21 protein-coding genes and 1 pseudogene are annotated in these 22175 nt (G+C 62.8%); 9 read left to right on the top strand and 13 right to left on the bottom strand.

Annotation, left to right across the window (positions count from 1 at the left end):
* Positions 1 to 3: 3 nt before the first annotated feature.
* Both HYN69_RS16020 and HYN69_RS16025 read right to left on the bottom strand, forming a co-directional pair.
* Positions 4 to 1172, bottom strand: a pseudogene (locus HYN69_RS16020) (biopolymer transporter ExbB).
* A gap of 71 nt (positions 1173 to 1243) precedes the next feature.
* The gene (locus HYN69_RS16025; RefSeq protein ID WP_108436627.1) at positions 1244 to 1780 is read right to left on the bottom strand and encodes a gamma-glutamylcyclotransferase; all 537 of its coding nucleotides are present in this window, start codon (positions 1778 to 1780) and stop codon (positions 1244 to 1246) included.
* Positions 1781 to 1844: 64 nt separating this feature from the next.
* Between HYN69_RS16025 and HYN69_RS16030 the strand changes: the two genes are divergently transcribed.
* The gene (locus tag HYN69_RS16030; protein ID WP_108436628.1) at positions 1845 to 2834 is read left to right on the top strand and encodes a DUF2125 domain-containing protein; all 990 of its coding nucleotides are present in this window, start codon (positions 1845 to 1847) and stop codon (positions 2832 to 2834) included.
* On the opposite strand, the gene HYN69_RS16035 is transcribed toward HYN69_RS16030, so the two are convergent.
* The 8 genes from HYN69_RS16035 to HYN69_RS16070 all read right to left on the bottom strand — a co-directional run bounded on the left by HYN69_RS16035 (position 2831) and on the right by HYN69_RS16070 (position 10771).
* Complete coding sequence (locus tag HYN69_RS16035; protein WP_230426444.1) at positions 2831 to 3742, bottom strand: extensin-like domain-containing protein; 912 nt, start codon at positions 3740 to 3742, stop codon at positions 2831 to 2833. The two genes, HYN69_RS16030 and HYN69_RS16035, sit on opposite strands and share 4 nt — an antisense overlap.
* Positions 3743 to 4684, bottom strand: coding sequence for a prephenate/arogenate dehydrogenase family protein (locus HYN69_RS16040; protein WP_108436629.1), 942 nt, complete (start codon positions 4682 to 4684; stop codon positions 3743 to 3745).
* Positions 4681 to 5766: a histidinol-phosphate transaminase gene (gene hisC, locus HYN69_RS16045; RefSeq protein WP_108436630.1), complete on the bottom strand. Its 1086-nt coding sequence runs from the start codon at positions 5764 to 5766 to the stop codon at positions 4681 to 4683. Before hisC ends, HYN69_RS16040 begins: the two co-directional genes overlap by 4 nt.
* 82 nt (positions 5767 to 5848) lie before the next feature.
* Positions 5849 to 6373, bottom strand: coding sequence for a TIGR00645 family protein (locus HYN69_RS16050; protein WP_108436631.1), 525 nt, complete (start codon positions 6371 to 6373; stop codon positions 5849 to 5851).
* A gap of 81 nt (positions 6374 to 6454) precedes the next feature.
* Positions 6455 to 7075, bottom strand: coding sequence for a 30S ribosomal protein S4 (gene rpsD, locus HYN69_RS16055; protein ID WP_108436632.1), 621 nt, complete (start codon positions 7073 to 7075; stop codon positions 6455 to 6457).
* Between the two features lie 155 nt (positions 7076 to 7230).
* Positions 7231 to 8301: a Hint domain-containing protein gene (locus tag HYN69_RS16060; protein WP_108436633.1), complete on the bottom strand. Its 1071-nt coding sequence runs from the start codon at positions 8299 to 8301 to the stop codon at positions 7231 to 7233.
* A 98-nt stretch (positions 8302 to 8399) separates the two neighbouring features.
* Complete coding sequence (locus HYN69_RS16065) at positions 8400 to 9311, bottom strand: lipid A-modifier LpxR family protein (protein WP_159082504.1); 912 nt, start codon at positions 9309 to 9311, stop codon at positions 8400 to 8402.
* Between the two features lie 638 nt (positions 9312 to 9949).
* A complete protein-coding gene (locus HYN69_RS16070) occupies positions 9950 to 10771 on the bottom strand; it encodes an EAL domain-containing protein (protein WP_108436635.1) in 822 nt (273 codons plus the stop codon).
* Positions 10772 to 10847: 76 nt separating this feature from the next.
* Between HYN69_RS16070 and HYN69_RS16075 the strand changes: the two genes are divergently transcribed.
* Positions 10848 to 11417 (top strand): DNA-3-methyladenine glycosylase I, encoded by a 570-nt coding sequence (locus HYN69_RS16075; RefSeq protein WP_108436636.1) that lies wholly within the window; start codon positions 10848 to 10850, stop codon positions 11415 to 11417.
* Between the two features lie 4 nt (positions 11418 to 11421).
* On the opposite strand, the gene HYN69_RS16080 is transcribed toward HYN69_RS16075, so the two are convergent.
* Positions 11422 to 11964: a TlpA family protein disulfide reductase gene (locus tag HYN69_RS16080; RefSeq protein WP_108436637.1), complete on the bottom strand. Its 543-nt coding sequence runs from the start codon at positions 11962 to 11964 to the stop codon at positions 11422 to 11424.
* A 23-nt stretch (positions 11965 to 11987) separates the two neighbouring features.
* Here HYN69_RS16080 and argH point away from each other — a divergent pair, with 23 nt between their 5' ends.
* The 4 genes from argH (at position 11988) to HYN69_RS16095 (ending at position 17457) form a co-directional block, all read left to right on the top strand.
* Complete coding sequence (gene argH, locus HYN69_RS16085) at positions 11988 to 13391, top strand: argininosuccinate lyase (protein ID WP_108436638.1); 1404 nt, start codon at positions 11988 to 11990, stop codon at positions 13389 to 13391.
* 62 nt (positions 13392 to 13453) lie between these two features.
* Positions 13454 to 13597: a hypothetical protein gene (locus HYN69_RS21020; protein ID WP_174213633.1), complete on the top strand. Its 144-nt coding sequence runs from the start codon at positions 13454 to 13456 to the stop codon at positions 13595 to 13597.
* Between the two features lie 88 nt (positions 13598 to 13685).
* Positions 13686 to 14951 (top strand): diaminopimelate decarboxylase, encoded by a 1266-nt coding sequence (gene lysA, locus HYN69_RS16090; RefSeq protein ID WP_108436639.1) that lies wholly within the window; start codon positions 13686 to 13688, stop codon positions 14949 to 14951.
* A gap of 40 nt (positions 14952 to 14991) precedes the next feature.
* Positions 14992 to 17457: a TIGR02302 family protein gene (locus HYN69_RS16095; RefSeq protein ID WP_108436640.1), complete on the top strand. Its 2466-nt coding sequence runs from the start codon at positions 14992 to 14994 to the stop codon at positions 17455 to 17457.
* Between the two features lie 2 nt (positions 17458 to 17459).
* Here HYN69_RS16095 and HYN69_RS16100 read toward each other — a convergent pair whose 3' ends face one another.
* Complete coding sequence (locus tag HYN69_RS16100) at positions 17460 to 18197, bottom strand: zinc-ribbon domain-containing protein (RefSeq protein ID WP_108436641.1); 738 nt, start codon at positions 18195 to 18197, stop codon at positions 17460 to 17462.
* Positions 18198 to 18354: 157 nt separating this feature from the next.
* On the opposite strand from HYN69_RS16100, the gene HYN69_RS16105 reads away from it, so the two are divergent.
* From HYN69_RS16105 to HYN69_RS16115, 3 genes are read left to right on the top strand one after another with little or no spacing between them, the layout of a single operon-like run.
* The gene (locus HYN69_RS16105; RefSeq protein ID WP_108437264.1) at positions 18355 to 19026 is read left to right on the top strand and encodes a cell division ATP-binding protein FtsE; all 672 of its coding nucleotides are present in this window, start codon (positions 18355 to 18357) and stop codon (positions 19024 to 19026) included.
* Entirely contained in the window at positions 19023 to 19919 is an 897-nt protein-coding gene (locus tag HYN69_RS16110; RefSeq protein WP_407925234.1) for a cell division protein FtsX, read from the top strand. Before HYN69_RS16105 ends, HYN69_RS16110 begins: the two co-directional genes overlap by 4 nt.
* Positions 19916 to 20647, top strand: coding sequence for a lysophospholipid acyltransferase family protein (locus HYN69_RS16115; protein ID WP_108436642.1), 732 nt, complete (start codon positions 19916 to 19918; stop codon positions 20645 to 20647). The genes HYN69_RS16110 and HYN69_RS16115 overlap by 4 nt, the downstream gene beginning before the upstream one ends.
* On the opposite strand, the gene HYN69_RS16120 is transcribed toward HYN69_RS16115, so the two are convergent.
* The gene (locus tag HYN69_RS16120) at positions 20644 to 22041 is read right to left on the bottom strand and encodes a helix-turn-helix domain-containing protein (RefSeq protein WP_108436643.1); all 1398 of its coding nucleotides are present in this window, start codon (positions 22039 to 22041) and stop codon (positions 20644 to 20646) included. The genes HYN69_RS16115 and HYN69_RS16120 overlap by 4 nt on opposite strands.
* Positions 22042 to 22175 lie beyond the last annotated feature (134 nt).

The raw sequence follows: 22175 nt of genomic DNA on the forward strand, positions 1-22175 counted from the left end.
GGCTTACCCTCGCCCGACCGTGCCGCGCGACAGCGTGCGGATCGCAGCCGTCAGCGCCGACAGATCACCGCGCAGATCGGCGATGCTTTCCTGTCGTCCTGCCGAGATTTCTTCAAGGATACGAAGCAGTTGCACATCGATCGACCGCAGCCGCATCCGGCTTTCGGCATCCGCGCTCGCCCCGCCCTCGGCCCCCGTAAGCGCCGCGATCAACCTATCCTGCCCGTCGGCAATCCGGCCCAGCACCGCCACCTGCCCGCTTTCCGCCTCCATCCGTTCGGCCAACCTGCTGATGGCACGCGACAGATCGTCGATCTTGTCCTCGACCATGACCCGCGTGATGTCGGATTGGGTGTAAAGCGTTTGCAGCGCGTCCATTTGCGCGCCCATCTGGTCAAGCACCGCCGCCATAGCGCTGCTATCTCCACCCTCGCCCTCGGACGCCAGACTGACGCGGGTGATCGACGACAGCCATTCCTCCAACTCGCGGTAAAACCGGTTCTGCCCGTGGCCCGCGAACAGTTCCAAAAGCCCCACGACCAGCGACCCGGCAAGCCCCAGCAGCGACGACGAAAACGCCGTGCCCATGCCGCCCAATTGGCTTTCAAGGCCCCCATCAGCTTGGAAAACACCTGTATCCCCGTCTCGCCCTCTTTCGGGGCAAGCGAGCGGATCGTTTCAACCACCGCCGGAACCGTTGTAGCAAGACCGTAGAACGTGCCCAAAAGACCAAGGAAAATCAGCAGGTTCGTCAGATAGCGCGTGATATCGCGCGCCTCGTCGATGCGCGTCGCCACGGATTCGAGGATCGAACGCGATGACGAATTGCTCACCTGCATCTTCTTGGCCCGTGACCGCAGCAATGACGCGAGCGGCGCCAGCAAACGCGGCGGGCGGGTATTTTCGTGGCCCGGAATATGGCGCACGAAATCCTCGATCCAGCTGACCGATTGCATCAGGATCAGCACCTGCCAAAAGCAGGTCAGGACGCCCAGAAAGAACACGCCCGCGATGAACCCGTTCAGCAGCGGATTGGTGCGGAAAATCTCGGTCACCTGATTGTGGATGACCCAAGCCCCCGCCGCGACCAGCACGACGACGACAAGCATCGTCACAAGCTGCCGGATCGGCTGGCTAAAGGTCGTGGCCGGTTCGGCCCGGAACTTGTCCATCAGGTCACATCCAAACGATTTTATACCGGCTTACCATAACAGTCCGGCGCCCCGTGCCAAGGGCCAGCCCGTCATGCCGAAAGCAGCCGCACCCGTGCGCTAAGCCAATCGAGGTCTGCATCCGCAATGCCAAGTTCCCCAAGATGTTCCGCCGTTGAATAAAGGTAATCGCGGTTCGGCCCGCGCCCGCCCTTGGCCGATGCGATGATCGCGGCTTGCTCTTCCAGCGGCAGGCCGCCGCAATACTGGTCATGCGCGGGGTCGATCACATAGGCCAGCGCCACCACCTCGCGGCCATCCGACAGGGTGACGCCAAGCCATTCCTCCAGATAGGCCGAAGAGATCAACTCGCGTTCGCGCAGGCGGGCCAGCGTTTCCTCCTCAAACCCCGGTGCGACGCGAAAGGCCACGCCGTCGCAATGCGCGCCCGAAGCGCGGTCGAGCGCCAGCACCAGACCGGGGTCGTCCACCGTACCGCGGTGATGGATCGACCGCATGCAAAAGCTGCGATGCCAATCGCGCAGCCGCGCAACATGCCGTTCGGCCACCGGAAAATCGGGGTGCCAGATCAGCGAACCGTAGCCGAAGACCCAAAGCATCCTGTCCATTCACTGGCCCTCATGGTGTTACCCTTGTAAACAACAGCCGGAACAACTTGGAAAGGGCATCCGGATGCGGGCGATGCTGATTGCGCTTCTGGTCGTCTCGGGGCTGTGGGCGGGCTATTGGGTCGTAGGGTCGCGGGCGATGGAAAGCGCGGTCGATCAATGGTTCGCACAGCCGCATGGCGAGCTGACCGCGTCGCGCAGCGATGTTTCGATCAGCGGATTTCCAAACCGTTTCGATCTGACCGTCACCGATCCTGTCCTTGCCGATACCACGCTCGGCTGGGGGTGGAGTGCGCCCTTTGCACAGGTTTTCATGATGACGTGGAAACCATGGCACCTGATCGCAGCACTGCCGCAGGAACAGCGCATCGATACGCCGATGGGGCCGTTCACGCTTCGGTCGAGCCAGCTTGAGGGCAGCCTTGTCGTCATCCCCGGCACGGCGCTTGCGCTAGATCGCACCGTGCTGTCGGGCGAAGGGTTGGCGCTATCCGGCAAAAGCGGCTGGGAGGTTGCGGCAACGAAAGCGACCTTTGCCACGCGCCTGATGCCCGATGACGCAAAAGCGCACGAGATCGGGTTCGACGCGACGACGGTCAGCCCCGACGCCAGCTTTCTCATGGCGCTTGCGGGGCGGTCAGATCTTCCCGAACAGATCGAGGAAATCCACCTCGATGCGGTGGCCACCCTGACCGCCCCGCTTGACCGCTATTCGCAACAGAACGCACCACAACTGGCGCGCCTTGTCGTCAAGCAGGGCCTGCTGCGCTGGGGCACCTTGGTGGTTTCCGCCGAAGGCATGGTCGAACCGGACGCGAACGGGCTTGCCAGTGGCCGCATCGACCTGCGGGTCGAAAACTGGCGCGAACTTGTGCCCGTGCTGGTCGCGGCGGGCCTGATCACGGCCGAGGTCTCCCCGACCGTCACCCGCGCGATGGAGCTTTTGTCCGCACAGGGCGACAACCCGACGATCCTGACCGTGCCACTGTCGTTCCAATCGGGCCGGATGAGCCTTGGCCCCCTGCCGCTTGGCCCCGCACCGCGTCTCAACTAGCGGCAGTAGGGGCCGGAGCGATAACTTGCCGTGTCAAAATGCAAGTGGTCTTCGTGATAGCCATCGGAACCGGGGCCGAGCGTGGTGCCGAATATACCGCAGGCCGCCTTGTGCGCCTTGCGCATCTGACGGTTATAATCGCGTGACACCGACCATTCGCTGCCATCCGAAAACACGAAAGCCGCGATGTCGACCGCCTTGCCGCGCCCGTGCTCGCTGATCTTGTTGCCGCGCACATTGTTACGGGGGCGGCAGACATAGCTGCCGGCAATCTGCAACTCGACCACCTCTTTCGACATGGCGGGTCGCATTCCCTTTTCGATCCAGGTTTTCAATGCGCTTGCCGTTTCGCAGTTTATCGTCGCCGTGCCACGCAGGCGGATGCCGTCGATGGAAGTGATGCGAACGGGCTCGTCTATCCCGCAGCCTTTGACCTTTGACGTGACCGGGGCAAGTTCGTCTCCCCTGATGTCGGGATCGCCGCAGACGAACCCGTCGGTCGCCACCGGTTTACGTGGCTTGCGGTTGCCGAACAGCCCGCCCAGCCCGCCCTTTTCCGGCTTTACCGGCGCCGAGGCGAGCAGAGTTGCAGGACGCGGCATAGGCCTGATCATTCCCGGCAACGCCTTCGCCACGGTAACGGCCAGCAATGCCGGAACCGGCGCAGCGAGGGCGGCAGGGCGTGGCATGGGCCGCACGACCGGCGCTGCAAGCGATGGCGGAAGTTGTGCCAGCGCTTCTGGCGGAACGGCTTGGGGCAGCTCTGTCACGGGCGGGCGCGGCTTCGGTCGGGGCGCCGTGGCGGCAGCCACTTCGACCGGGCGCGGCAGCGGACGGGGCGAGGTCGTCATCTCGGCCTGCGCCGCACCGGCCGCCAGCAATAGGGCGGCAAGGGCGTAGCGCCGCACCTAAACGTCCTTTTTCGTCGCCGCGACGCGGCCGAAATCGGGCGCCGAGGTGTCCTGACCCGCCTCGATGATACCGCGCCGTATCGCGCGGGTGCGTGTGAAATAAGCGTGCAACTCGTCACCATCCCCCATCCGGATGGCGCGCTGCAGGACGAACAATTCCTCGGTGAAACGGCCGAGGATATCCAGCACGGCATCCTTGTTGGTCAAAAACACATCACGCCACATCGTCGGGTCGGACGCGGCGATACGGGTAAAATCGCGGAATCCCGAAGCCGAATATTTGATCACTTCGGAATTTGATACGCGGCGCAGGTGATCGGCAACGCCGACCATCGTATAGGCGATCAGATGCGGCGTGTGCGACACCACGGCCAGCACCAGATCATGGTGGCCTGCGTCCATCTCGTCGACATTCGCCCCCATGCCTTCCCACAGGGAACGCAAACGAGCGGTCGCGTCAGGGGTCGAGGCTTCAGTCGGGGTCAAAAGGCACCAGCGGTTCTGGAACAGTGTCGCAAAACCCGACCGCGGCCCTGAATGTTCCGTTCCGGCAAGCGGATGCGCCGGAACAAAGGCGACACCGGCGGGAATATGCGCGGCGACCGCCTCGATCACCGCTTGTTTTACCGAGCCGACATCGGTCACGCAGGCGCCTTGCTTCAGATGCGGGGCCATCGCGGCGGCGATTTCGCCCATCGCTCCGACCGGAACGCACAGGACGACCAGATCGGCCCCCTCGACCGCCTCGGCGGCTGTTGCATAGACACGGTCGCACAAGCCGATTTCCAGCGCGACCGCCCGCGTCTCGGCGGATTTCGCATGTCCGACGATATCGTTTGCCAGCCCGAACTGACGGATTGCCAATGCCATGGACGAGGCGATCAGACCCAGCCCGATAAACGCGACGCGGTCATACAACGGGGCATCGGCGCGGGTCATTTCACACCCTTGAACTGCGCCACGGCATGCGCGACGCGGCGACAGGCGGCTTCGTCCCCGATGGTGATCCGCAAGCAATGCGGCAGCTTGTAGGACGACACCCGCCGCACGATCAGACCCTGCTCTTGCAAAAACGCATCGCAGGCCCCCGCTTCGTCTTCCGACGCGAAACGGGCCAGAACGAAATTTGCCATCGACGTATCCGAGGGCACGCCGAGTTCGGCCAAGGCTTCGGAAAGCCAATGCCGCATGCGGGCGTTCTCCGATCGGCACTTGGCCACAAAATCCTGATCACGCACTGCCGCCTCGGCGGTTTCGAGTTGCGTCGTCGACAGGTTGAACGGCCCGCGGATGCGGTTGAGCACATCGACGATCGCACGCGGCCCGTAGCCCCAGCCGATCCGCAACCCGCCCAGCCCGTAGATCTTGGAAAAGGTGCGGGTCATGAACACATTGCTGCGGGTTTCGATCAGCGCGGCCCCGCCGTCATAACCGTCGACATATTCGGCGTAGGCCCCGTCCAGCACCAGAATGGCCTGCTTCGGCAGACCCGCAGCCAGACGTTCGACCTCGGCCATGGAAATCATCGTTCCGGTCGGATTGTTCGGGTTGGCGATAAACACAAGCCGCGTCCGCCGGTTACAGGCGGCGAGGATGGCATCGACATCGGTCGTCCGTTCGCGTTCGACCACTTCGACCGGGGTCGCGCCCACGGCCAGCGCCGAAATCCGGTACATCAGGAAACCGTGCTCGGTAAAGACCACCTCATCCTTCGGACCGGCATAGGCCTGGCACAGAAAGGTGATGATCTCGTCGGACCCGACACCGCAAATGATGCGGTCAGCATCGAGCCTGTGCACCTCGGCTATGGCGGCGCGAAGATCGGCGTGATCGGTGCCGGGATAGCGGTGCAAAGAGTGGACAGTGCGCGAGAACGCCTCTTTCGACTTGTCCGAGGGGCCAAAGGGATTCTCGTTCGACGATAGCTTGACCGCGTTCTGCACACCCGCAACATGCGCCTTGCCGCCCTGATACAGCGCGATATCAAGGATGCCGGGTTGCGGTCGAATGGCGTCGGTCATGGAACTACCCCCTGTCAGGCGGCTTCTAACGATGGCCCAAGCGCAAGGCCAGTGGGTTTATCAGGATGAACGGTCGCCGCCCTTATTTGCTGCGCGATTGCAGCCAGTCCATCAGCGCCATCAGCACGCCGGACACGACGAATGTCAGATGGATCACCGTCAACCACATCAGCGTGCGATCATCTGCGGCTGGCGAAGAGGAATCACCTATTTCCATGAACCGCTTCAGAAGATGGATACCCGAAATCGCGACGATCGAGGCGATAAGCTTCATCTTCAGGCCGCCGAAATCGACCTTGCCCATCCATTCGGGGCGGTCGGTCCCCGCGTCGAAATCGAACTTCGACACGAAGTTTTCGTAGCCAGAGAACATGACGATCAACAAAAGATTGGCCGCCAGCGTCAGGTCGATCAGCGTAAGGACGACCAGAATGGTCTTTTCCGGCGAAAGGGTCAGGATCTGCGGCGCATAATACACCAATTCGCGCAGGAAAATCACGGTCAACATCGCCAGCGCGATGATCAGACCAAGATACATCGGCGCCATCAACCAGCGCGAAGCAAACAACCCACGTTCGAAACGGTCTTCGATTTCACTCTTTTTCATGGCGCGACAATTGGAGCGAAGCGCACAAAAAGCAAGAGGCCCGCCAGACAGGCGGGCCTCCCGGTGCACAGATGCGACAGATCAGTTCTTCGCGTAGTATTCGACGACCAGGTTCGGTTCCATCTGGACCGGATAGGGCACATCGCCCAGGCCCGGCGTGCGGATGAACTTTGCAACCATCTTGGAATGGTCGACTTCGATGTAGTCGGGAACGTCACGCTCGGTCAGGGCAACGGCTTCAAGAACCAGACCCATCTGCTTCGACTTCTGACGGACCTCGATCACATCGCCTTCCTTGACGCGGTAGGACGCGATGTTGACGCGCTTGCCGTTCACCATCACGTGGCCGTGGTTGACGAACTGGCGGGCGGCAAAAATCGTCGGAACGAACTTGGCGCGGTAAACGACGGCGTCGAGACGACGCTCGAGCATGCCCACCAGCATCTCGCCGGTATCGCCCTTGACCCGTTCAGCTTCGCCGTAGATCTTGCGGAACTGCTTTTCGGTCAGGTCGCCGTAGTAACCCTTGAGTTTCTGCTTGGCGCGCAGCTGCGTACCGAAGTCCGACAGCTTGTTCTTGCGGCGCTGGCCGTGCTGGCCAGGGCCGTATTCGCGCTTGTTCACCGGGGACTTCGGGCGTCCCCAGATGTTTTCGCCCATGCGGCGGTCGATCTTGTGCTTGGCAGAGGTGCGTTTGGTCACCGCTGATCTCCTTCGAGGTTGTGAAGGGCGTTGTCCTTTCCCCCTTGCAGGGGCGACAGGTTTCCCCTTGCGGGGTCCACCAACACCAATGAAAAACCCCGGCCTTTCGACCGGAGTTGCGCGGCTTATACGCCTGCGTGAAGCAGAGTCAACACTCAGGCCGCGATATCGTGGCGCAGGATCGACGCCTCGGATGCCGACAGGTTGCGCCGCGCATAATCGCCATAGCTTTGCGGGTTCGCCTCGATCCCCGGCATCAGCGCAAGCAGGCCTTCGCGCTGGTCGGGTTCGATCATGTCGAGCGCGGTGTTGGACGGATGGAAACTTTCCGTCTCGAGCCCGTTGGCGAAGACGATGTTGTGCCGTTCGAGCAGGATATGGACGTAGGTGACATCCCGCACCGCGTAATCGACCGTGACCGTCAGGTCGTTCAGCAGATCCTGCGCGCGCACCAGAACCTCGGGCGTATTGAACAGCGCCTGTGCCGAGGGGCCGCGCAGCAGCATCCGGTGTTGCGGCGACACCAGCAGATCGGGTTCGGGACGGCCCACGCCGAAAGCTCCGCTGCGAAAGCGCACGGGGCGCAGGTGCGGCATGGCGTAAAGCCGCGCACCGGTCATCCGCCTGCTGCCCGACCACAAGATTTCGGCCGGACCGTTGTCTTTGGTCAGGACGCGGTCACCCGGACGCAGGCTGCGGATCAGGCGCGACCCCGAAGGCGTGGCGATAAGCGTGTCCGGAGTGAAACAGATCACCCCGCCCGCTTCGGCATGGCCCGCTGCTGTATGGGTCCGGTCAATCTGGGTGCGGACGACCCACAGATCGCGGTCCTTGGGTGGCACGTCGCCAAAGAACATCAATAGCCGCGCACCGCTCGAGGGCACTTCGATCAGGATGATCGAAAAGCTCTGCGTGCCATCGGTGACGATGAACCCCTGATCGGCTGCGTCCTCGTCCTCCGCTGCCTCGGGTGTGTCAAGCGGCTGCCGACCCAGCGCCGCACCGACCAGACGGCGCACCATGCGCGCCGCACGTTTTTGCATCTCCGCCTTACCTTCGGGCAATTCGAGAAGCAGCGTATCGTTCGGACGGTCCACACGGACGGCATCACCCGTCCACCGCCACACCACGCCTACGGTCAGCGCACCCAGCGAGGATGCGGCCAGTCCGTCAACTTCTGTCTGTGCCCAAGATATGACGAACGTGCCGCGAGAGCCCGTTTTCATTGCCTGTTACTGCCTGCTCGTTCTTATTTTTATGCAGGCAGGCTAACAGCCCTACAGACTTTTGGCTATATCTTCCGCGCAACAGTGCGCGCAAATGTTCAGAATTTGACCCGAAGATTGACCGATCCCACGACTTGCGTATCGGGCTGGGTGATGAATTCCTTGCCCAGCCATGTCAGGCCATAGAACATCTCGGACCGTTCGCCCTGCCAGTGGATTCCGGCCCTTGCGCGGCTGCGCGTTTGTTCGAGCTGTGCCGCATCGCCGGCGACGAAGTATTCGCTGTCATAGACACGGGCGATGTCGCCGCCGACTGTAAGACTAAAGCCTTCGACGCGGCTGCCCGATACGGCGCGGTACCTTTGGCCAGTGGGGCCGTCGCGCAGCATCAACGCTTCGCGGGTGTAGCCGCCAAAGCTCAGGTCGGCACCGACGCGCACAAAGTCTTCCACCCCGGCCTGTGCTTCGATGAACGGACGCATCTCACCCTGCGGAAGCGCGATGCGGCGACTGATCTCGGCCACCGCGGTCGGAAAGAAGTTGTCGCCTATCTGGTCACCGAACACCTGCGGCTCGGGCAGCCCGACCAGATCGTGAATGCGCGCCTGCAGATTGCTTGCTCCGCTCTGCGGGCCGGTGATGACAAGATTTCCACCCAAGCTGGTGTCGAACCCTTGCCAATCGAAATGCGTGTGCAGACCGAAGGTCAGCGATCCGACATAGCGCCGGTCGTCCGGATCGGGCGAGACGAGATCGGCGGGAGCGATCGTTTCGCCCACGGCGCGGAATTCGAGGATATCACCCGGTGTGGTAGGCAGATGACCCAGCCATTCGCTGCCGCGCACGCGCGACAGAGTATAGGACCCCGTCCGCCAACGGTCACGCGTATCGCCAAAGACATCATTGGTGAAAAGCCGGCCCCAGCCAAGCGTCACACGCTCTTCCTGTGCGTTTGCAGGTGCGGTCGAGAGCGTCAGAACGGCGAGGAGTGCAAGCAAGGGCTTGTTCATAAGGATATCCAGCACATTAGGCCCCCCGGCCCGTACTTTTTATAGCGACCGCTCGCATCCGGCTAGCCCCGAGCACACCAAATCGTAACGCCGCCAGAAAGCGTGACAAAAACATCTGCAACCGCCGATCCGATGCCGGAATCAGCCTGCAAATTCGTCAAATGAAGTGTCGATTTCGTCATTTGACGAAACTGCACGACAGGTGAAGTCCGGCTGTTTCGACATTTTCGTCAAAGAAACGCATGAATCGACACGGACCATAAACGTTCATCATTAAAACGTTTCCACACTAAAGTATGTTGATGCATATCAAACGGACCGTCGTCGACCAGTGTGACGAGTGACCGTGTTAGTGACTTAGCGAGTGCGTGGTTTTTGTGCTTCGTTGGTGTAAGTAACGAGTATAGGTCGACGACGGTCACTTCCCCCGCAACCCCCGGGCTCCGATGATATCGGTGGTCCCGGCAGGACGGCGAAGGACGGGCGCTATCATCGAAATTCGTTATGCCCGCCCAACCCAAGCCCGACGTTCCCGCCCGCTTTTATGTTTTGCACGTCTTTCCTACCGGCTCTGACATCTGAACGGCAGGCGTGGTGGCGCCATAAGCCTTAAGCTGTGCCAAGTTGCGTTGGCGCGATCAAAGGGCAGCCTTGGCCGCGACCTCCCATCCGGGCAGGACCGAGGGCGCCGCGAAGTAATATCCTTGCAGGCAATCGACCCCCAGCGCCGCCAGCCATGCCGCATCCTCGGCTTGTTCGACCCCCTGCGCGACACAGACCATGTCGAACTGACGGGCAATGGACAGGAAAGCGGCCATCAGCACCTGATTGTCGGCATCGGTCGCGATGCCTCGCGTGAACTGCGCGTCGATCTTCAGAATATCAAATGAAAACTCGCGGAAATGCCGCAATGCCGTCTGGCCCGCGCCGAACCCGTCGAGCGCAAAGGAAATCTGCTTTCGGCGCAGATCGGACATGAAGCCCGCAACCACCTCGGGCACCGTCATCGCGCTCGACTCGGTGATTTCGAGGATCAGCCGTTCACCTATGTCCGGCGCGGCCAAAAGACCGTTTTGCAGGATACGCATCCAGCGCGGCCAGCCGATCGACCGGGCCGACATGTTGATCGACAATCGCAGGTCGGCATGGCGACGCAGCGCGTCAAGCCCCATGGCAAGGGCGGCGCAATCGATCTCGCGCCCCAACTCCTGGGTTTCGACCACCCCCATGAATTCACGCGCCGGAATCACCCGCCCCGTCGGATCGAGCACGCGCATCAGCCCTTCGTGAAAGCCGTTGCGCCCCGGATTGGCGGCCACCACTACCGGCTGATAGGCCAGCCGCAGCCGACGGTCCTTGACCGCATCGGCCACCATCGCCAGCACATGACGGTCGTTTTCGGCAACGGCCCATGACAGCGGGCTTTCCCCCGAAATACCGCCCGGTTTATCCATCTTCATAAGTCACCCCCATGACCAACAACGTGGACAGGTTTGCGCCCAAGCAGTAAAGGCGGGGTAAAGCGAGGCGGAAAATATGGCTGACCGTTGCCCGTGGTGCGGGACAGACCCGCTTTATGTCGCTTATCACGACACCGAATGGGGGATCCCGCTGCGCGACCCGCGCGCGCTGTGGGAATGTCTGATGCTCGAAGGATTTCAGGCCGGGTTGTCGTGGATCACGATCCTGCGGCGACGCGAGACGTTCCGTGCAGCCTTTGCAGGGTTTGACCCCGCCGTGATTGCAGGCTGGGGTGAGACCGAAGTGCTGCGCCTGTTGGGCGATCCGGGCATCATCCGGCATCGCGGCAAGATCGAATCCACGATCAAATCGTCCCGCACCTATATGGCAATCGAAGCGACCGAGGGCTTCACGCCCTATCTGTGGAAACACGTCGACCACCGCCCGCAGCAGAACCGTCGCACCAGCATGGCCGAGGTTCCGGCGCAGACGGCCGTTTCGGCGGCCCTGTCAAAGCAATTGAAAAAAGATGGATTCAATTTTTGCGGCCCGACGATCACCTATGCCTTCATGCAGGCGGTGGGCATGGTGAACGATCATCTGGTGACCTGCCCCGCACATGACGGTGCCGTGGCACGGGCCTGACCCGTCAGCCGCCTGCCATCAGCGCGGCCAGTATGGCCTTGGCGTTGTCGCTGTCCCAATGCGCGTCGCCGATCAGCCGTGCGACCTCTTGGCCCTCGGGGTTCAGGATAACGGTCACCGGCAGGGCCATCACCCCCACCGAACGCGCAAGGTCCGATTTCGGATCGCGCAGGATCGGCAGGTTTTTGACGCCTGCTTCCGCGTAGAACCGCTGGATACCTTCGACCGCATTGCGCCCCGTCGCCACCGGCAGCACGGCGAGTTCGGGCATGGCGGCTTGCAGGTTGTCGAGCATCGGCATTTCCTCGCGGCAGGGCGCGCACCATGTGGCCCAGAAGTTCAGCACCACCCATTTGCCGCGCCAATCGGCCAAGGGGTGCTCGGCATCGGCCTCGTCAAGAAAGACCGCAGCGGGCAGATCGACCGGCGTTTCGTGCAGCGCCAGTTTCTTCATGTCGCCTGTCCGCAAGGCGGCCACATCTGCCGCCGCCGGATTTGCACCAAGCAGCATTGCCGTATAAAGCACCGCAATCAGTTTCGCCCGCATAACCACCTCGCAAAGGCCGCATCATGTCCGATACCGCGAACCCCAAAGCCGCCAACCAGATGTGGGGCGGGCGCTTTGCCGAAGGTCCGGACGCGATCATGACGGCGATCAACGCCTCGATCGGGTTCGACAAACGGCTTTACGCGCAGGATATCGCAGGCTCTCGTGCCCATGCGGCGATGCTGGCCGCGACGGGTATCCTGACCAATAAGGACGCATTGGCGATCGGGGAAGGGCTTCTCACGGTCTTGTCAGAGATAGAGGCCGGAGATTTCCCGTTCCGTGTGGAGTTGGAAGACATCCACATGAACGTGGAAGCACGACTGAAAGAGATCATCGGTGAACCGGCAGGTCGTCTGCACACGGCGCGGTCGCGCAACGATCAGGTCGCGGTCGACTTCCGCCTGTGGGTGCGCGACCAGTGCGATGCCGCGATCACGGGGCTGGAAGCATTGATGCGGGCCTTTGTCGCGCAGGCCGAAGCCGGGGCTGATTGGGTCATGCCGGGCTTCACGCACCTGCAAACGGCGCAGCCCGTGACATGGGGGCATCACATGATGGCCTATGTCGAAATGCTGGGCCGCGACCGTTCGCGCTTTATCGACGCCCGCGCCCGCATGAACGAATGCCCGCTTGGTGCCGCTGCCTTGGCCGGAACCTCCTTCCCGATCGACCGGCACATGACGGCAAAGGCGCTCGGCTTTGACCAGCCTACGGCAAACAGCCTCGATTCGGTGAGCGACCGCGACTTTGCGCTGGAATTCCTGTCGGCCAGCAGCATCTGCGCCATGCACTTGTCACGCTTTGCCGAAGAACTGGTGATCTGGTCGTCGGCGCAATTCCGTTTCGTGCGCCTGTCCGACAAATGGACGACCGGCAGCAGCATCATGCCGCAGAAGAAAAATCCCGACGCGGCGGAATTGCTGCGCGCCAAGCTGGGCCGCATCCTTGGCGCAACCGTGGCTCTTTTCACCATCATGAAAGGATTGGCGCTGACCTATTCCAAGGACATGCAGGAAGACAAGGAACAGGTGTTCGACGCCGCCGATACCTTGATGCTCGCGCTGGCCGCCATGACCGGGATGGTTTCCGACATGACCGCCAACCGCGATGTTCTGGCAACGGCCGCGGCAAGCGGCTTTTCCACCGCGACCGATCTGGCGGACTGGCTGGTACGGGCCCTTGGCCTGCCCTTCCGCGACGCGCATCACGTGACAGGCACCCTTGTCGCCATGGCGGAAGCCAAGGGTTGCGATCTGCCGGACCTGACGCTTGCCGACATGCAATCGGTGCATCCCGGAATCCGGGCCGAGGTCATGGATGTGCTGGGCGTTGAAAATTCCGTGCGGTCGCGCAAGTCTTACGGTGGCACCGCTCCGGATCAGGTAAAGGTGCAAGTGGCACGCTGGAAAGCGGCGCTGGCTTGATGCGCGGCTGTCGATTAACCTGTGTAGACGCCTGCAAAACCCTTTCAATCTGGAAAACGACCATGAAACTGCTTCCTGTTTTGCTGCTCTCCTTTCTGGCCGCCTGCGGAGCGGCAGGTGACCCCGAGCGCCCCGCCCCCGGCGTGCCTGCCCCCGGCGTGACAATCTCGGGCGATGCAAGAGTGGGCATCGTCGGCACGATGTGATGCTGCGGCTCGTGGCGGGCTGCGAATTGCGCCACCCGCATCATCTGATATAGCAGCCCACAAGGCGGCTTAGGGTTAGGCGGGTGCGATGGACCATTTCCTGTACAAGAACGGTACGCTTCATGCCGAAGACGTGGCTCTGACCGATATTGCGGCCTCGGTCGGAACGCCGTTCTACGTCTATTCCGCAGCCACCCTGACCCGCCATTACCACCTGTTCACCGAGGCGCTTTCGCCGCTGCCGCATATGGTCTGCTTTGCGATCAAATCCCTTTCGAACGTCGCCGTGCTGAAACTGCTGGGCGATCTGGGCGCGGGGATGGATGTGGTTTCAGGCGGGGAATACCGCCGCGCCCGCGCCGCTGGCGTTCCGGGCGACCGCATCGTCTTTTCCGGCGTCGGCAAAACACGCGAGGAAATGCGTCTGGCCCTGACCGGCGGCATCCGCCAGTTCAACGTCGAAAGCGAACCCGAACTTCGCGCGCTGTCCGAAGTGGCGACAAGCCTTGGCCTCAGCGCTCCCATCACGATCCGCGTGAACCCTGACGTCGACGCCAAGACCCATGCCAAGATCGCCACCGGCAAGTCGGAAAACAAATTCGGCATCCCGATTGCCCGCGCGCGCGAGGTTTACGCCGAAGCCGCCCGACTGCCGGGGATCGAGGTGATCGGGGTCGATGTGCATATCGGCAGCCAGCTGACCGAGTTGGCCCCCTTCGAGCAAGCCTATCTCAAGGTTGCCGACCTGACGCGCCAGCTTCGCGCCGATGGCCACAATATCCGCCGCCTCGACCTTGGCGGCGGTTTGGGCATTCCCTACACCCGTTCGAACGAGGCCCCGCCCTTGCCGATGGACTATGGCGCCCTGATCAAGCGCACCGTGGGCGATCTGGGCTGCGAGATCGAGATCGAACCCGGTCGCCTGATTTCGGGCAATGCCGGTCTGCTGGTCGCATCCGTGATCTATGTGAAGAATGGCGAAGGGCGCGATTTCCTGATTCTCGACGCCGCGATGAACGATCTGGTGCGCCCGTCGATGTATGACGCGCATCATGACATCGTGCCTGTCATCGAACCCGCCCCCGCCGTCGAAGCGGCGGTTTACGACGTGGTCGGCCCCGTCTGCGAAACCGGCGACACCTTTGCCAAGGGCCGTCCTGTGGCCCCCTTGGGCGAAGGCGATCTGGTCGCGTTCCGCTCGGCGGGGGCTTACGGCGCGGTGATGGCATCTGAATACAACACCCGCCCCTTGGTGCCCGAGGTGCTGGTAGGCGGGGATCACTTCGCTGTCATCCGGCAAAGACCGACCTTTGACGAAATCCTGAACCGCGATACCATCCCTTCATGGTTGTGAAACGGTCGGTCCCCCGGGGTCGCCCAGGCGGCGGAGGCCGATGACAGACGATATCGCCAGCACACTCAAGGCCATTGCCCGCCCGCTCCAGCTAACGTTGGTCGGAATGTGGGCCGAACGGCTTGTGCGGTGCTTCTGGCCACTCTGGTCCATCGTCATTGCCACGCTTTCGGCGCTGGCTTTCGGCCTGCAAGACGCGCTGCCTATCGAAGTCGCGTGGCCTGCGTTGATTCTGTCCGGTCTTGCCGCGCTGGGTTTTCTCTGGACCGGCCTGCGCCGGTTCCACAGACCCACCCGCACCGATGCGCTGATCCGGCTTGACCAGCGCTTGCCCGGTCGCCCGCTTGCCACGCTGACCGACACCCAAGCCATAGGCAGTGACGACCCCGCATCGCTCGCGGTGTGGCAGGCGCACCGTGCGCGCATGGCCGCCCGCGCGGCCCGTGCGACCGCAGTCGAACCAGACCTGCGCCTTGCCAGCCGTGACCCGTTCGCCCTGCGCTATGTCGCGCTGACCGCATTCGTGATGGCAATGATCTTCGGGTCGCTCTGGCGCGTCACCTCGGTCGAGGCACTCGCCCCCGGTTCCGGCGCGAATATCGCCGCAGGGCCGACGTGGGAAGGTTGGGCACAGCCCCCTGCCTATACCGGCAAGCCCACGATCTATCTGAACGATGTCGAGCAGACCTCGCTTGACCTGCCGGTCGGCACTCGCCTGCAATTCCGGCTGTACGGCGAGGTGGGCGAGTTGACGCTTTCCGAAACCGTATCGCAGAGCACCGAGGTGGCACCCGCTTCGGAACCCGTGCATGACTTCGTGCTGCGGCAATCGGGCAAGGTTTCCGTTGACGGCACGGGGGGGCGGGCGTGGGAGTTCACGGCAACACCCGATACGAAACCTTCGGTGGTCGCCGACGCGACTCTGGAACGCGAAGCCGACGGGAAGCTGAAACAGAAGTTCACCGCAACCGACGATTACGGCGTGACGGCAGGGCAGGTCAGCATCGCGCTCGATCTGCCGGCGGTGCAGCGCGCCTATGGTCTGGCCGCCGACCCCGAACCGCGCGAGCCTGCGGTGCTTGACCTGCCGATGCCGGTGAACGGCAGCCGCGCCGACTTTACCGAAACACTGGTCGACGACCTTTCGAAACATCCGTTTGCCAACCTGCCCGTCGCAATGACCTTTCAGGTCACCGATGCCGCCAATCAGCAGGGCACCGCCGCGCCGCTGCACGTTACCCTGCCCGGCAAGCGGTTCTTCGACCCCTTCGCTGCCGCTCTGATCGAGATGCGCCGCGATCTGTTGTGGAACCGCACCAATGCGCCGCAGGTCGCGCAGATCCTGAAAGCCGTGACCCACCGGCCCGAAGGTTTTATCCGCAACCAACGCGCCTACCTTCGCCTGCGTGCGGTGATGCGCGACCTCGATACACAGGCTGCAAGCCTGACGCCCGAAGCGCGTGACACCATGGCCGAAGAACTGTGGCAGATCGCCCTTCTGGTGGATGAGGGTGATCTCGCCTCGGCGCTTGAAAACCTGCGCCGCGCGCAGGACCGGCTGGATCAGGCGATCAAGAACGGTGCCGACAAGTCGGAAATCGACCAGCTGATGAAAGAGCTTCGTCAGGCGATGAACGATTATATGCGCCAGCTTGCGCAGGAAGCCGAAAAGAACCCTGACCAGCAGCAGTCGCAAAACCTCGAAGGCATGCAGATGTCTGCCGACCAGTTGCAGAAAATGCTCGACGAGCTGCAAAAGCTGATGGAGGAAGGCAAGACCGCCGAAGCGCAGCAGTTGATGGAATTGTTGCGCCAGATGATGGAAAACATGCAGGTGGTGCAGGGCCAGGGCCAAGGTCAGGGCGGCCCCGGCCAACAGGCAATGCGCGATTTGCAAGACACGCTGCGCGGCCAGCAGGGCCTGTCCGACGATGCTTTCCGCGATCTGCAAGACGGGCAAGAGGGCCAGCAAGGCGAAGGCGAAGGCCAACAGGGCGAAGACGGCAAGGGTCTTGCTGACCGCCAGCGCGAATTGCGCGACAAACTGGGCCAGTTGCAGGGCGGCCAGTTGCCCGGCGATGGATCGGAACAGGGCGAGGAAGGCCGCCGCCAGCTTGACCGCGCGGGCCGTGCCATGGACGAAGCCGAGGATGCGTTGCGTGACGGCGACCTGCCGAAAGCCCTCGACCGGCAGGCCGAGGCGATGGAAGCGATGCGCGACGGGATGCAGAATTTCGGAGATGCCCTGGCCGAAAACCAGGGCCAGCCGGGCGATGCCCCGCAAGGCGAAGAATTCGGTCAGGCCGACCCGAACGGCCAGCGCGATCCGTTGGGCCGCGAGCCGGGCAATTCGGCGCGGATCGGATCGGACCGCAACATGCTGCAAGGCCAGGACGTGTATCGCCGCGCACAAGACCTACTCGACGAGATACGCCGTCGGTCAGGCGAACAGATTCGCCCCGAAGGCGAACGTGATTACCTGCGCCGTCTGCTGGATATGTTCTAGGCCTATCCGCCGTCGGTGGCGGTCACGGCCCGGATCGCTTCGGTCGCCTGACGCATCGCGGCATCCAGCCACAACCGCCCGCTGTCGATCTGCGACACATAGCTGTCCAACACGGGCTTGGCCCCCGGAAGCTGCTCGGCAAGACGCGGCGCCATGGCATAGGCACCGACCCCCGCTGCGGCGACCAGCACCGAAACCATGAAGCCGCTCCGGAAGCCTCGTCTTGCAGCGGGAGGCTCGTCCTCGTCCGCATCGTCGGCGGGGGCTGCGGTGCGCAGGCTCGAATTGATCTCTTCGATATCGGGCAGCAGGCTGCGCCGCGATCCCGGACGCGCAGGAGCAGGCGCAGGCGCGTCGGGATCGACGCCCTTCAGACGGGCGATGCGACGCGCAGCTTCAGACACCGGCGGTGCTGCCAGCGGCATTTCCGTCTGGGTCTCGATCGGGGTCGCCTCGGCCTTGCGGGCGGCAGCCTCGCGCTCGGCTTCCTCGCGCAGGACGGCCATCAGGTTTTCGTCAAGGGTCCGCTGAACGGGGACAGGTTGTCCGGCTGGCGGCGCGGCGGTGTCTTCCTCGACGCCAAAAAGCGCCTCTTCCTCGGCCTTCTCGGCCTCGTATCCGGCAGGCAGCTGGAACCAGCCATGGCCGCAGTTGGAACATTGCACGTCGCGGCCGCCATCGGGGATGGCAGCATCGTCAACTTCGTATTCTGCATCGCAGTTCGGACAGATCAGGCGCATTGCGGCAAAGTCCCTACGGATCGGGTCAAGCGCATTCGCGCCTTGACCAGACCACCCCTGTTTAACATACCCCACGGCAGCAACCATTCCCATGCGATTGCAACCTACACCACCTTGGGCAATGCTGCGCCCGCAAGCAAGGGCAGAAGAGGCATCCGTGATCGCGTTTGACAATGTCGCCTACAACTATGGCGGAGGCGAGCTTTTGTCCGAGGTCTCTCTGCGGCTGGCTCCGGGGTCGTTCCATTTCCTGACCGGTCCTTCCGGAGCGGGCAAGACGACCTTCCTGAAACTCGCCTATGCCGAACTGCTGCCGACCGCCGGGCATGTGACGATCTTCGACAATGACGTGCGCGGCCTTGGCCGCAATGACGTGGCGATGACGCGCCGCCGCATCGGCGTGGTGCATCAGGATGTGCAGTTCCTCGACCACCTGCCGCTCGCCGCGAACGTGGCTCTGCCGCTGACCGTATCGGGACGCCAGCAAAACCCGCGCGATCTGATGGACTTGTTGCAATGGGTCGGGCTGAACAAACTGGCCGATGCCCTGCCCCCGTCGCTGTCAGGGGGCGAGCGGCAAAGGGCTGCGCTTGCGCGGGCGATCATCATGGGGCCCGATGTGATTCTGGCGGATGAGCCGACCGGCAACCTCGACTGGGAAATGTCCCTGCGCCTGCTGACGCTGCTGACCGAGTTGAACCGCATGGGAAAGACGATCCTTGTCGCGACCCATGACCTGAACCTGATACGCCAAGCCAAAAGCCTTGTCGCAGCGCGTGTGCTGCGGATCAGGAACCGCCGTATCCAGCTTGCGGGGGCAGACCTGTGATTTCATCCCTCGCCATCCTGTTTTCACCCGACCGTCAGGCCGACCGCGTGGTGCCGCCCACGGGCCATACCGCGTGGCTCACCACCTTTACCGCCGCCGCGATGACGTTCCTGGCGGTTTTCGCGCTGGCGCTTTCGCTGGCGGCGGGGCGTTTGGCAGACCGCTGGTCGGACGCCTTGGCGAACACGGCGACCATCCGCATCTCGGCCCCGCCCGAGCAGATGAAGCAACAGACCGATGCCGTCCTTGCCGTGCTTGGCACGACACCCGGAATCGCCTCGTCCCGCGCCCTGACCGATGACGAACAAAAGGCCCTGCTCGCGCCGTGGTTCGGCCCCGATCTACCGGTCGAGGCCCTGCCCCTGCCGCGCCTGATCGAGGTGACCGAATCGCCCGATGGCTATGACAGCGAGGGGCTGCGCCAACGCCTGCTGGCCGAAGCCCCCGGCGCCGTGCTCGATGACCACACGCGCTGGCGCCGCCCTTTGGCGAATGCCGCATCGCGGCTGAATATGCTGGGCGGGCTGTCGATCTTTCTGATCGGGGCGACCATGGCCGCGATGATCACGCTGGCCGCCAATGCCTCGCTTGCCGCCAACGCGCAGGTGATCCGCGTGCTGCGGTTGGTGGGGGCGCAAGATGATTACATCGCCGCCGCCTTCGTGCGCCGCTTTACGCTGCGCGCCGTGATCGGGGCGGCCATCGGGGCCGTGGCGGGCATGGCCGGCGTCGCACTGCTTCCATCGGTGGATGAGGCGGGCGGCTTTCTGACCGGGCTTGGCTTTCAGGGGGCGGGCTGGCTATTGCCGCTGCTTTTGTTGCCGGTCGCGGGCATCGTCGCCCTTTTCGCCACCCGTGCCGCCGCGTTCCGCAAATTGCGAGAGGTTCAATGACCAACCCGTTCCGCTGGCTCTTGTCGCTTGTCTTCATCGTCCAGATGTATCTGGCGATGCTGATCCTAGCCATCGTCTACATGCCCTATGCGATCTGGTCGCGGGCGGGCGCATGGGCGGGCATCCACGCCTTTTGCCGCTGGGTCCGCTTTTCGGCGGCCATTCTGGTCGGGCTGCGGTCTGAAATCCGCGGCACCGTGCCCGAGGGCGAGGTGCTGATCGCCGCGAAACACCAAAGTTTCTTCGACATCATCCTCATCACTTCGGCGGTGCGGCGGCCAAAGTTCGTCATGAAGAAAGAGCTGAAATGGGCCCCGCTGCTTGGCCTTTACGCGCTGCGCATCGGCTGCATTCCGGTGGATCGCGGCAAAAAGGGCCGCGCCATCGCTGAAATGAAACGCGCCGTGGCCGAAGGGGCCAAGGTGCCCGGTCAATTGATCATCTATCCACAGGGCACCCGCGTCGCTCCCGGTGCCACCCTGCCCTACAAGGTCGGGACCGGCATCATCTACGCGCAGATGGACAAGCCCTGCATCCCCGCCGCGACCAACGTCGGCGTGTTCTGGCCACGTCATGGCATCCTGCGCAAGCCGGGCTTGGCGGTCGTGGAATTCCTGCCCGCAATCGCGCCGGGCAAATCCATTTCGGATTTCATGGCCGATATCGAAGCCGTGATCGAACCCGCTTCCGACCGGCTGATGGCCGAGGCGGGCTTTACGGCACCCTAGGCTTCGAAGCGCGTCGCACCCCTGCGCTTTTCATCGACCGGTTGCGACAGGACCACCGCCTGATGCGCCCGCTGGTCGCAGCTTGCACGCGGGCAGATGCGGCAGTTGATGCCGATTTCGGTCATCTGCGCCCCGCCCAGCGCGAATTGCTCGGCGTAGCCGATGGCGGGGGCATGTTCCACCGCACAGCCCATCGCCACCGCAAGCCGGTTGTCCTGCCGGTGCCGCGCCCATGTCGGGCGATCGACGGTGCGCGAAAAGACGAAGAACTGCGACCTGTCGGGCATTTCCACGAACTGCTGCACGATCCGACCCGGCGTGCGGAAAGACGTGTGCACATCCAGACGCGGGCAGGCTCCGCCATGTTCGGCAAGGTGGAAGCCGGTCGCGTTGAAGCGTTTCGTCACGTTGCCGCCCTTGTCGATCCGCATGAAGAAGAACGGCACGCCCTGTGCCCCTTCGCGTTGCAGAGTGGTCGCCCTGTGGCAGGCCTGTTCAAAGCTGACACCAAAGCGCGTGGCGATATGGTCGAGGTCGTATTTCGTCGCACGCGCCTCGGCGAGAAAAGCCTCGTAGGGCATCAGCACGGCAGCGGCGAAATAATTGGCAAGTTCCACCCGCAATCGCCCCGTGCCGCGCGGATCGGTAATGCCCGACCGCGTGACAAGCGAATCGAGCAGGGCGCGCTGCTCCAAGAGCCCCGCCATATGCACCAACTGGAAGGTGCGGTTGGTGTGGTCGAGCGCTTCCGAAAGCAGGATCTCGCGCCGCGCCTCGTCATATTGGCGCAGCGTACCGGGCAGGTCTTCGACCCGCACCAGCCGCACCACGACGCCGACCCTTTCGCGCAGGCGGCGCTTGAGCGCGCCGTAAATCTCGTCCGGTTCGACGATCTGGCCTTCCCAAAACCCTTCGGCGGCCTCTTCCAATTCACGGAAATGGTTTTTGTGGCGCCGGAACTCGTTGTGGACCGCCGCTTCGGGTGATGCCGCAAGCGACGGAGCCTCGCCTTCCGACAGCGACAACAGCTGGTCGGTGGCAGCAAGATAGGCCCCGTGAAGCCGCAGGAACGATGCAACCAAGGCCGGCGCATGCACAAGCGAAGCGCGTAACTGTGTAAGGTCGGGCTTCTGGTCTGTGAACAGCGGGTCCTGCATCGCAGCCCGCAAATCGGCCAACTGGCTGGTGCCGTCTTCATCCGCCAACTCGCGCCAATCGACGCCGTAGACTTCGAACATCCGCAGCATCACCGCAACGGACACAGATCTTTCATTGTTTTCCAATAGGTTGACATAAGACGCACTGATCCCGAGCGACCGCGCCATCTGGCTTTGCGTCTCGCCGCGTTCCTGCCGCAAGCGGCGAAGATGGGGACCGATAAAGGTTTTCTGCATACCACCGCACACATTGCACGTTCCGTTATGTTTACAATATTACAATTGCACCACTTTGTAAATATTCGCGCTTACAGCGAAACCCGCTTTCATTTTGCACAAATTCTCATCGGTGCAAGAACGCCTTCAACAGC

Origin of the sequence: Gemmobacter aquarius, from assembly GCF_003060865.1 — a bacterium.
Lineage (GTDB): Bacteria > Pseudomonadota > Alphaproteobacteria > Rhodobacterales > Rhodobacteraceae > Paragemmobacter > Paragemmobacter aquarius.

Coding starts and splice junctions, on each gene's coding strand:
- HYN69_RS16025 (WP_108436627.1), bottom strand. CDS start 1,780: ATGGACAGGATGCTTTGGGTCTTCGGCTACGGTTCGCTGATCTGGCAC.
- HYN69_RS16030 (WP_108436628.1), top strand. CDS start 1,845: ATGCGGGCGATGCTGATTGCGCTTCTGGTCGTCTCGGGGCTGTGGGCG.
- HYN69_RS16040 (WP_108436629.1), bottom strand. CDS start 4,684: ATGACCCGCGCCGATGCCCCGTTGTATGACCGCGTCGCGTTTATCGGG.
- hisC (WP_108436630.1), bottom strand. CDS start 5,766: ATGACCGACGCCATTCGACCGCAACCCGGCATCCTTGATATCGCGCTG.
- HYN69_RS16050 (WP_108436631.1), bottom strand. CDS start 6,373: ATGAAAAAGAGTGAAATCGAAGACCGTTTCGAACGTGGGTTGTTTGCT.
- HYN69_RS16060 (WP_108436633.1), bottom strand. CDS start 8,301: ATGAAAACGGGCTCTCGCGGCACGTTCGTCATATCTTGGGCACAGACA.
- HYN69_RS16065 (WP_159082504.1), bottom strand. CDS start 9,311: ATGAACAAGCCCTTGCTTGCACTCCTCGCCGTTCTGACGCTCTCGACC.
- HYN69_RS16070 (WP_108436635.1), bottom strand. CDS start 10,771: ATGAAGATGGATAAACCGGGCGGTATTTCGGGGGAAAGCCCGCTGTCA.
- HYN69_RS16075 (WP_108436636.1), top strand. CDS start 10,848: ATGGCTGACCGTTGCCCGTGGTGCGGGACAGACCCGCTTTATGTCGCT.
- HYN69_RS16080 (WP_108436637.1), bottom strand. CDS start 11,964: ATGCGGGCGAAACTGATTGCGGTGCTTTATACGGCAATGCTGCTTGGT.
- argH (WP_108436638.1), top strand. CDS start 11,988: ATGTCCGATACCGCGAACCCCAAAGCCGCCAACCAGATGTGGGGCGGG.
- HYN69_RS21020 (WP_174213633.1), top strand. CDS start 13,454: ATGAAACTGCTTCCTGTTTTGCTGCTCTCCTTTCTGGCCGCCTGCGGA.
- lysA (WP_108436639.1), top strand. CDS start 13,686: ATGGACCATTTCCTGTACAAGAACGGTACGCTTCATGCCGAAGACGTG.
- HYN69_RS16095 (WP_108436640.1), top strand. CDS start 14,992: ATGACAGACGATATCGCCAGCACACTCAAGGCCATTGCCCGCCCGCTC.
- HYN69_RS16100 (WP_108436641.1), bottom strand. CDS start 18,197: ATGCGCCTGATCTGTCCGAACTGCGATGCAGAATACGAAGTTGACGAT.
- HYN69_RS16115 (WP_108436642.1), top strand. CDS start 19,916: ATGACCAACCCGTTCCGCTGGCTCTTGTCGCTTGTCTTCATCGTCCAG.
- HYN69_RS16120 (WP_108436643.1), bottom strand. CDS start 22,041: ATGCAGAAAACCTTTATCGGTCCCCATCTTCGCCGCTTGCGGCAGGAA.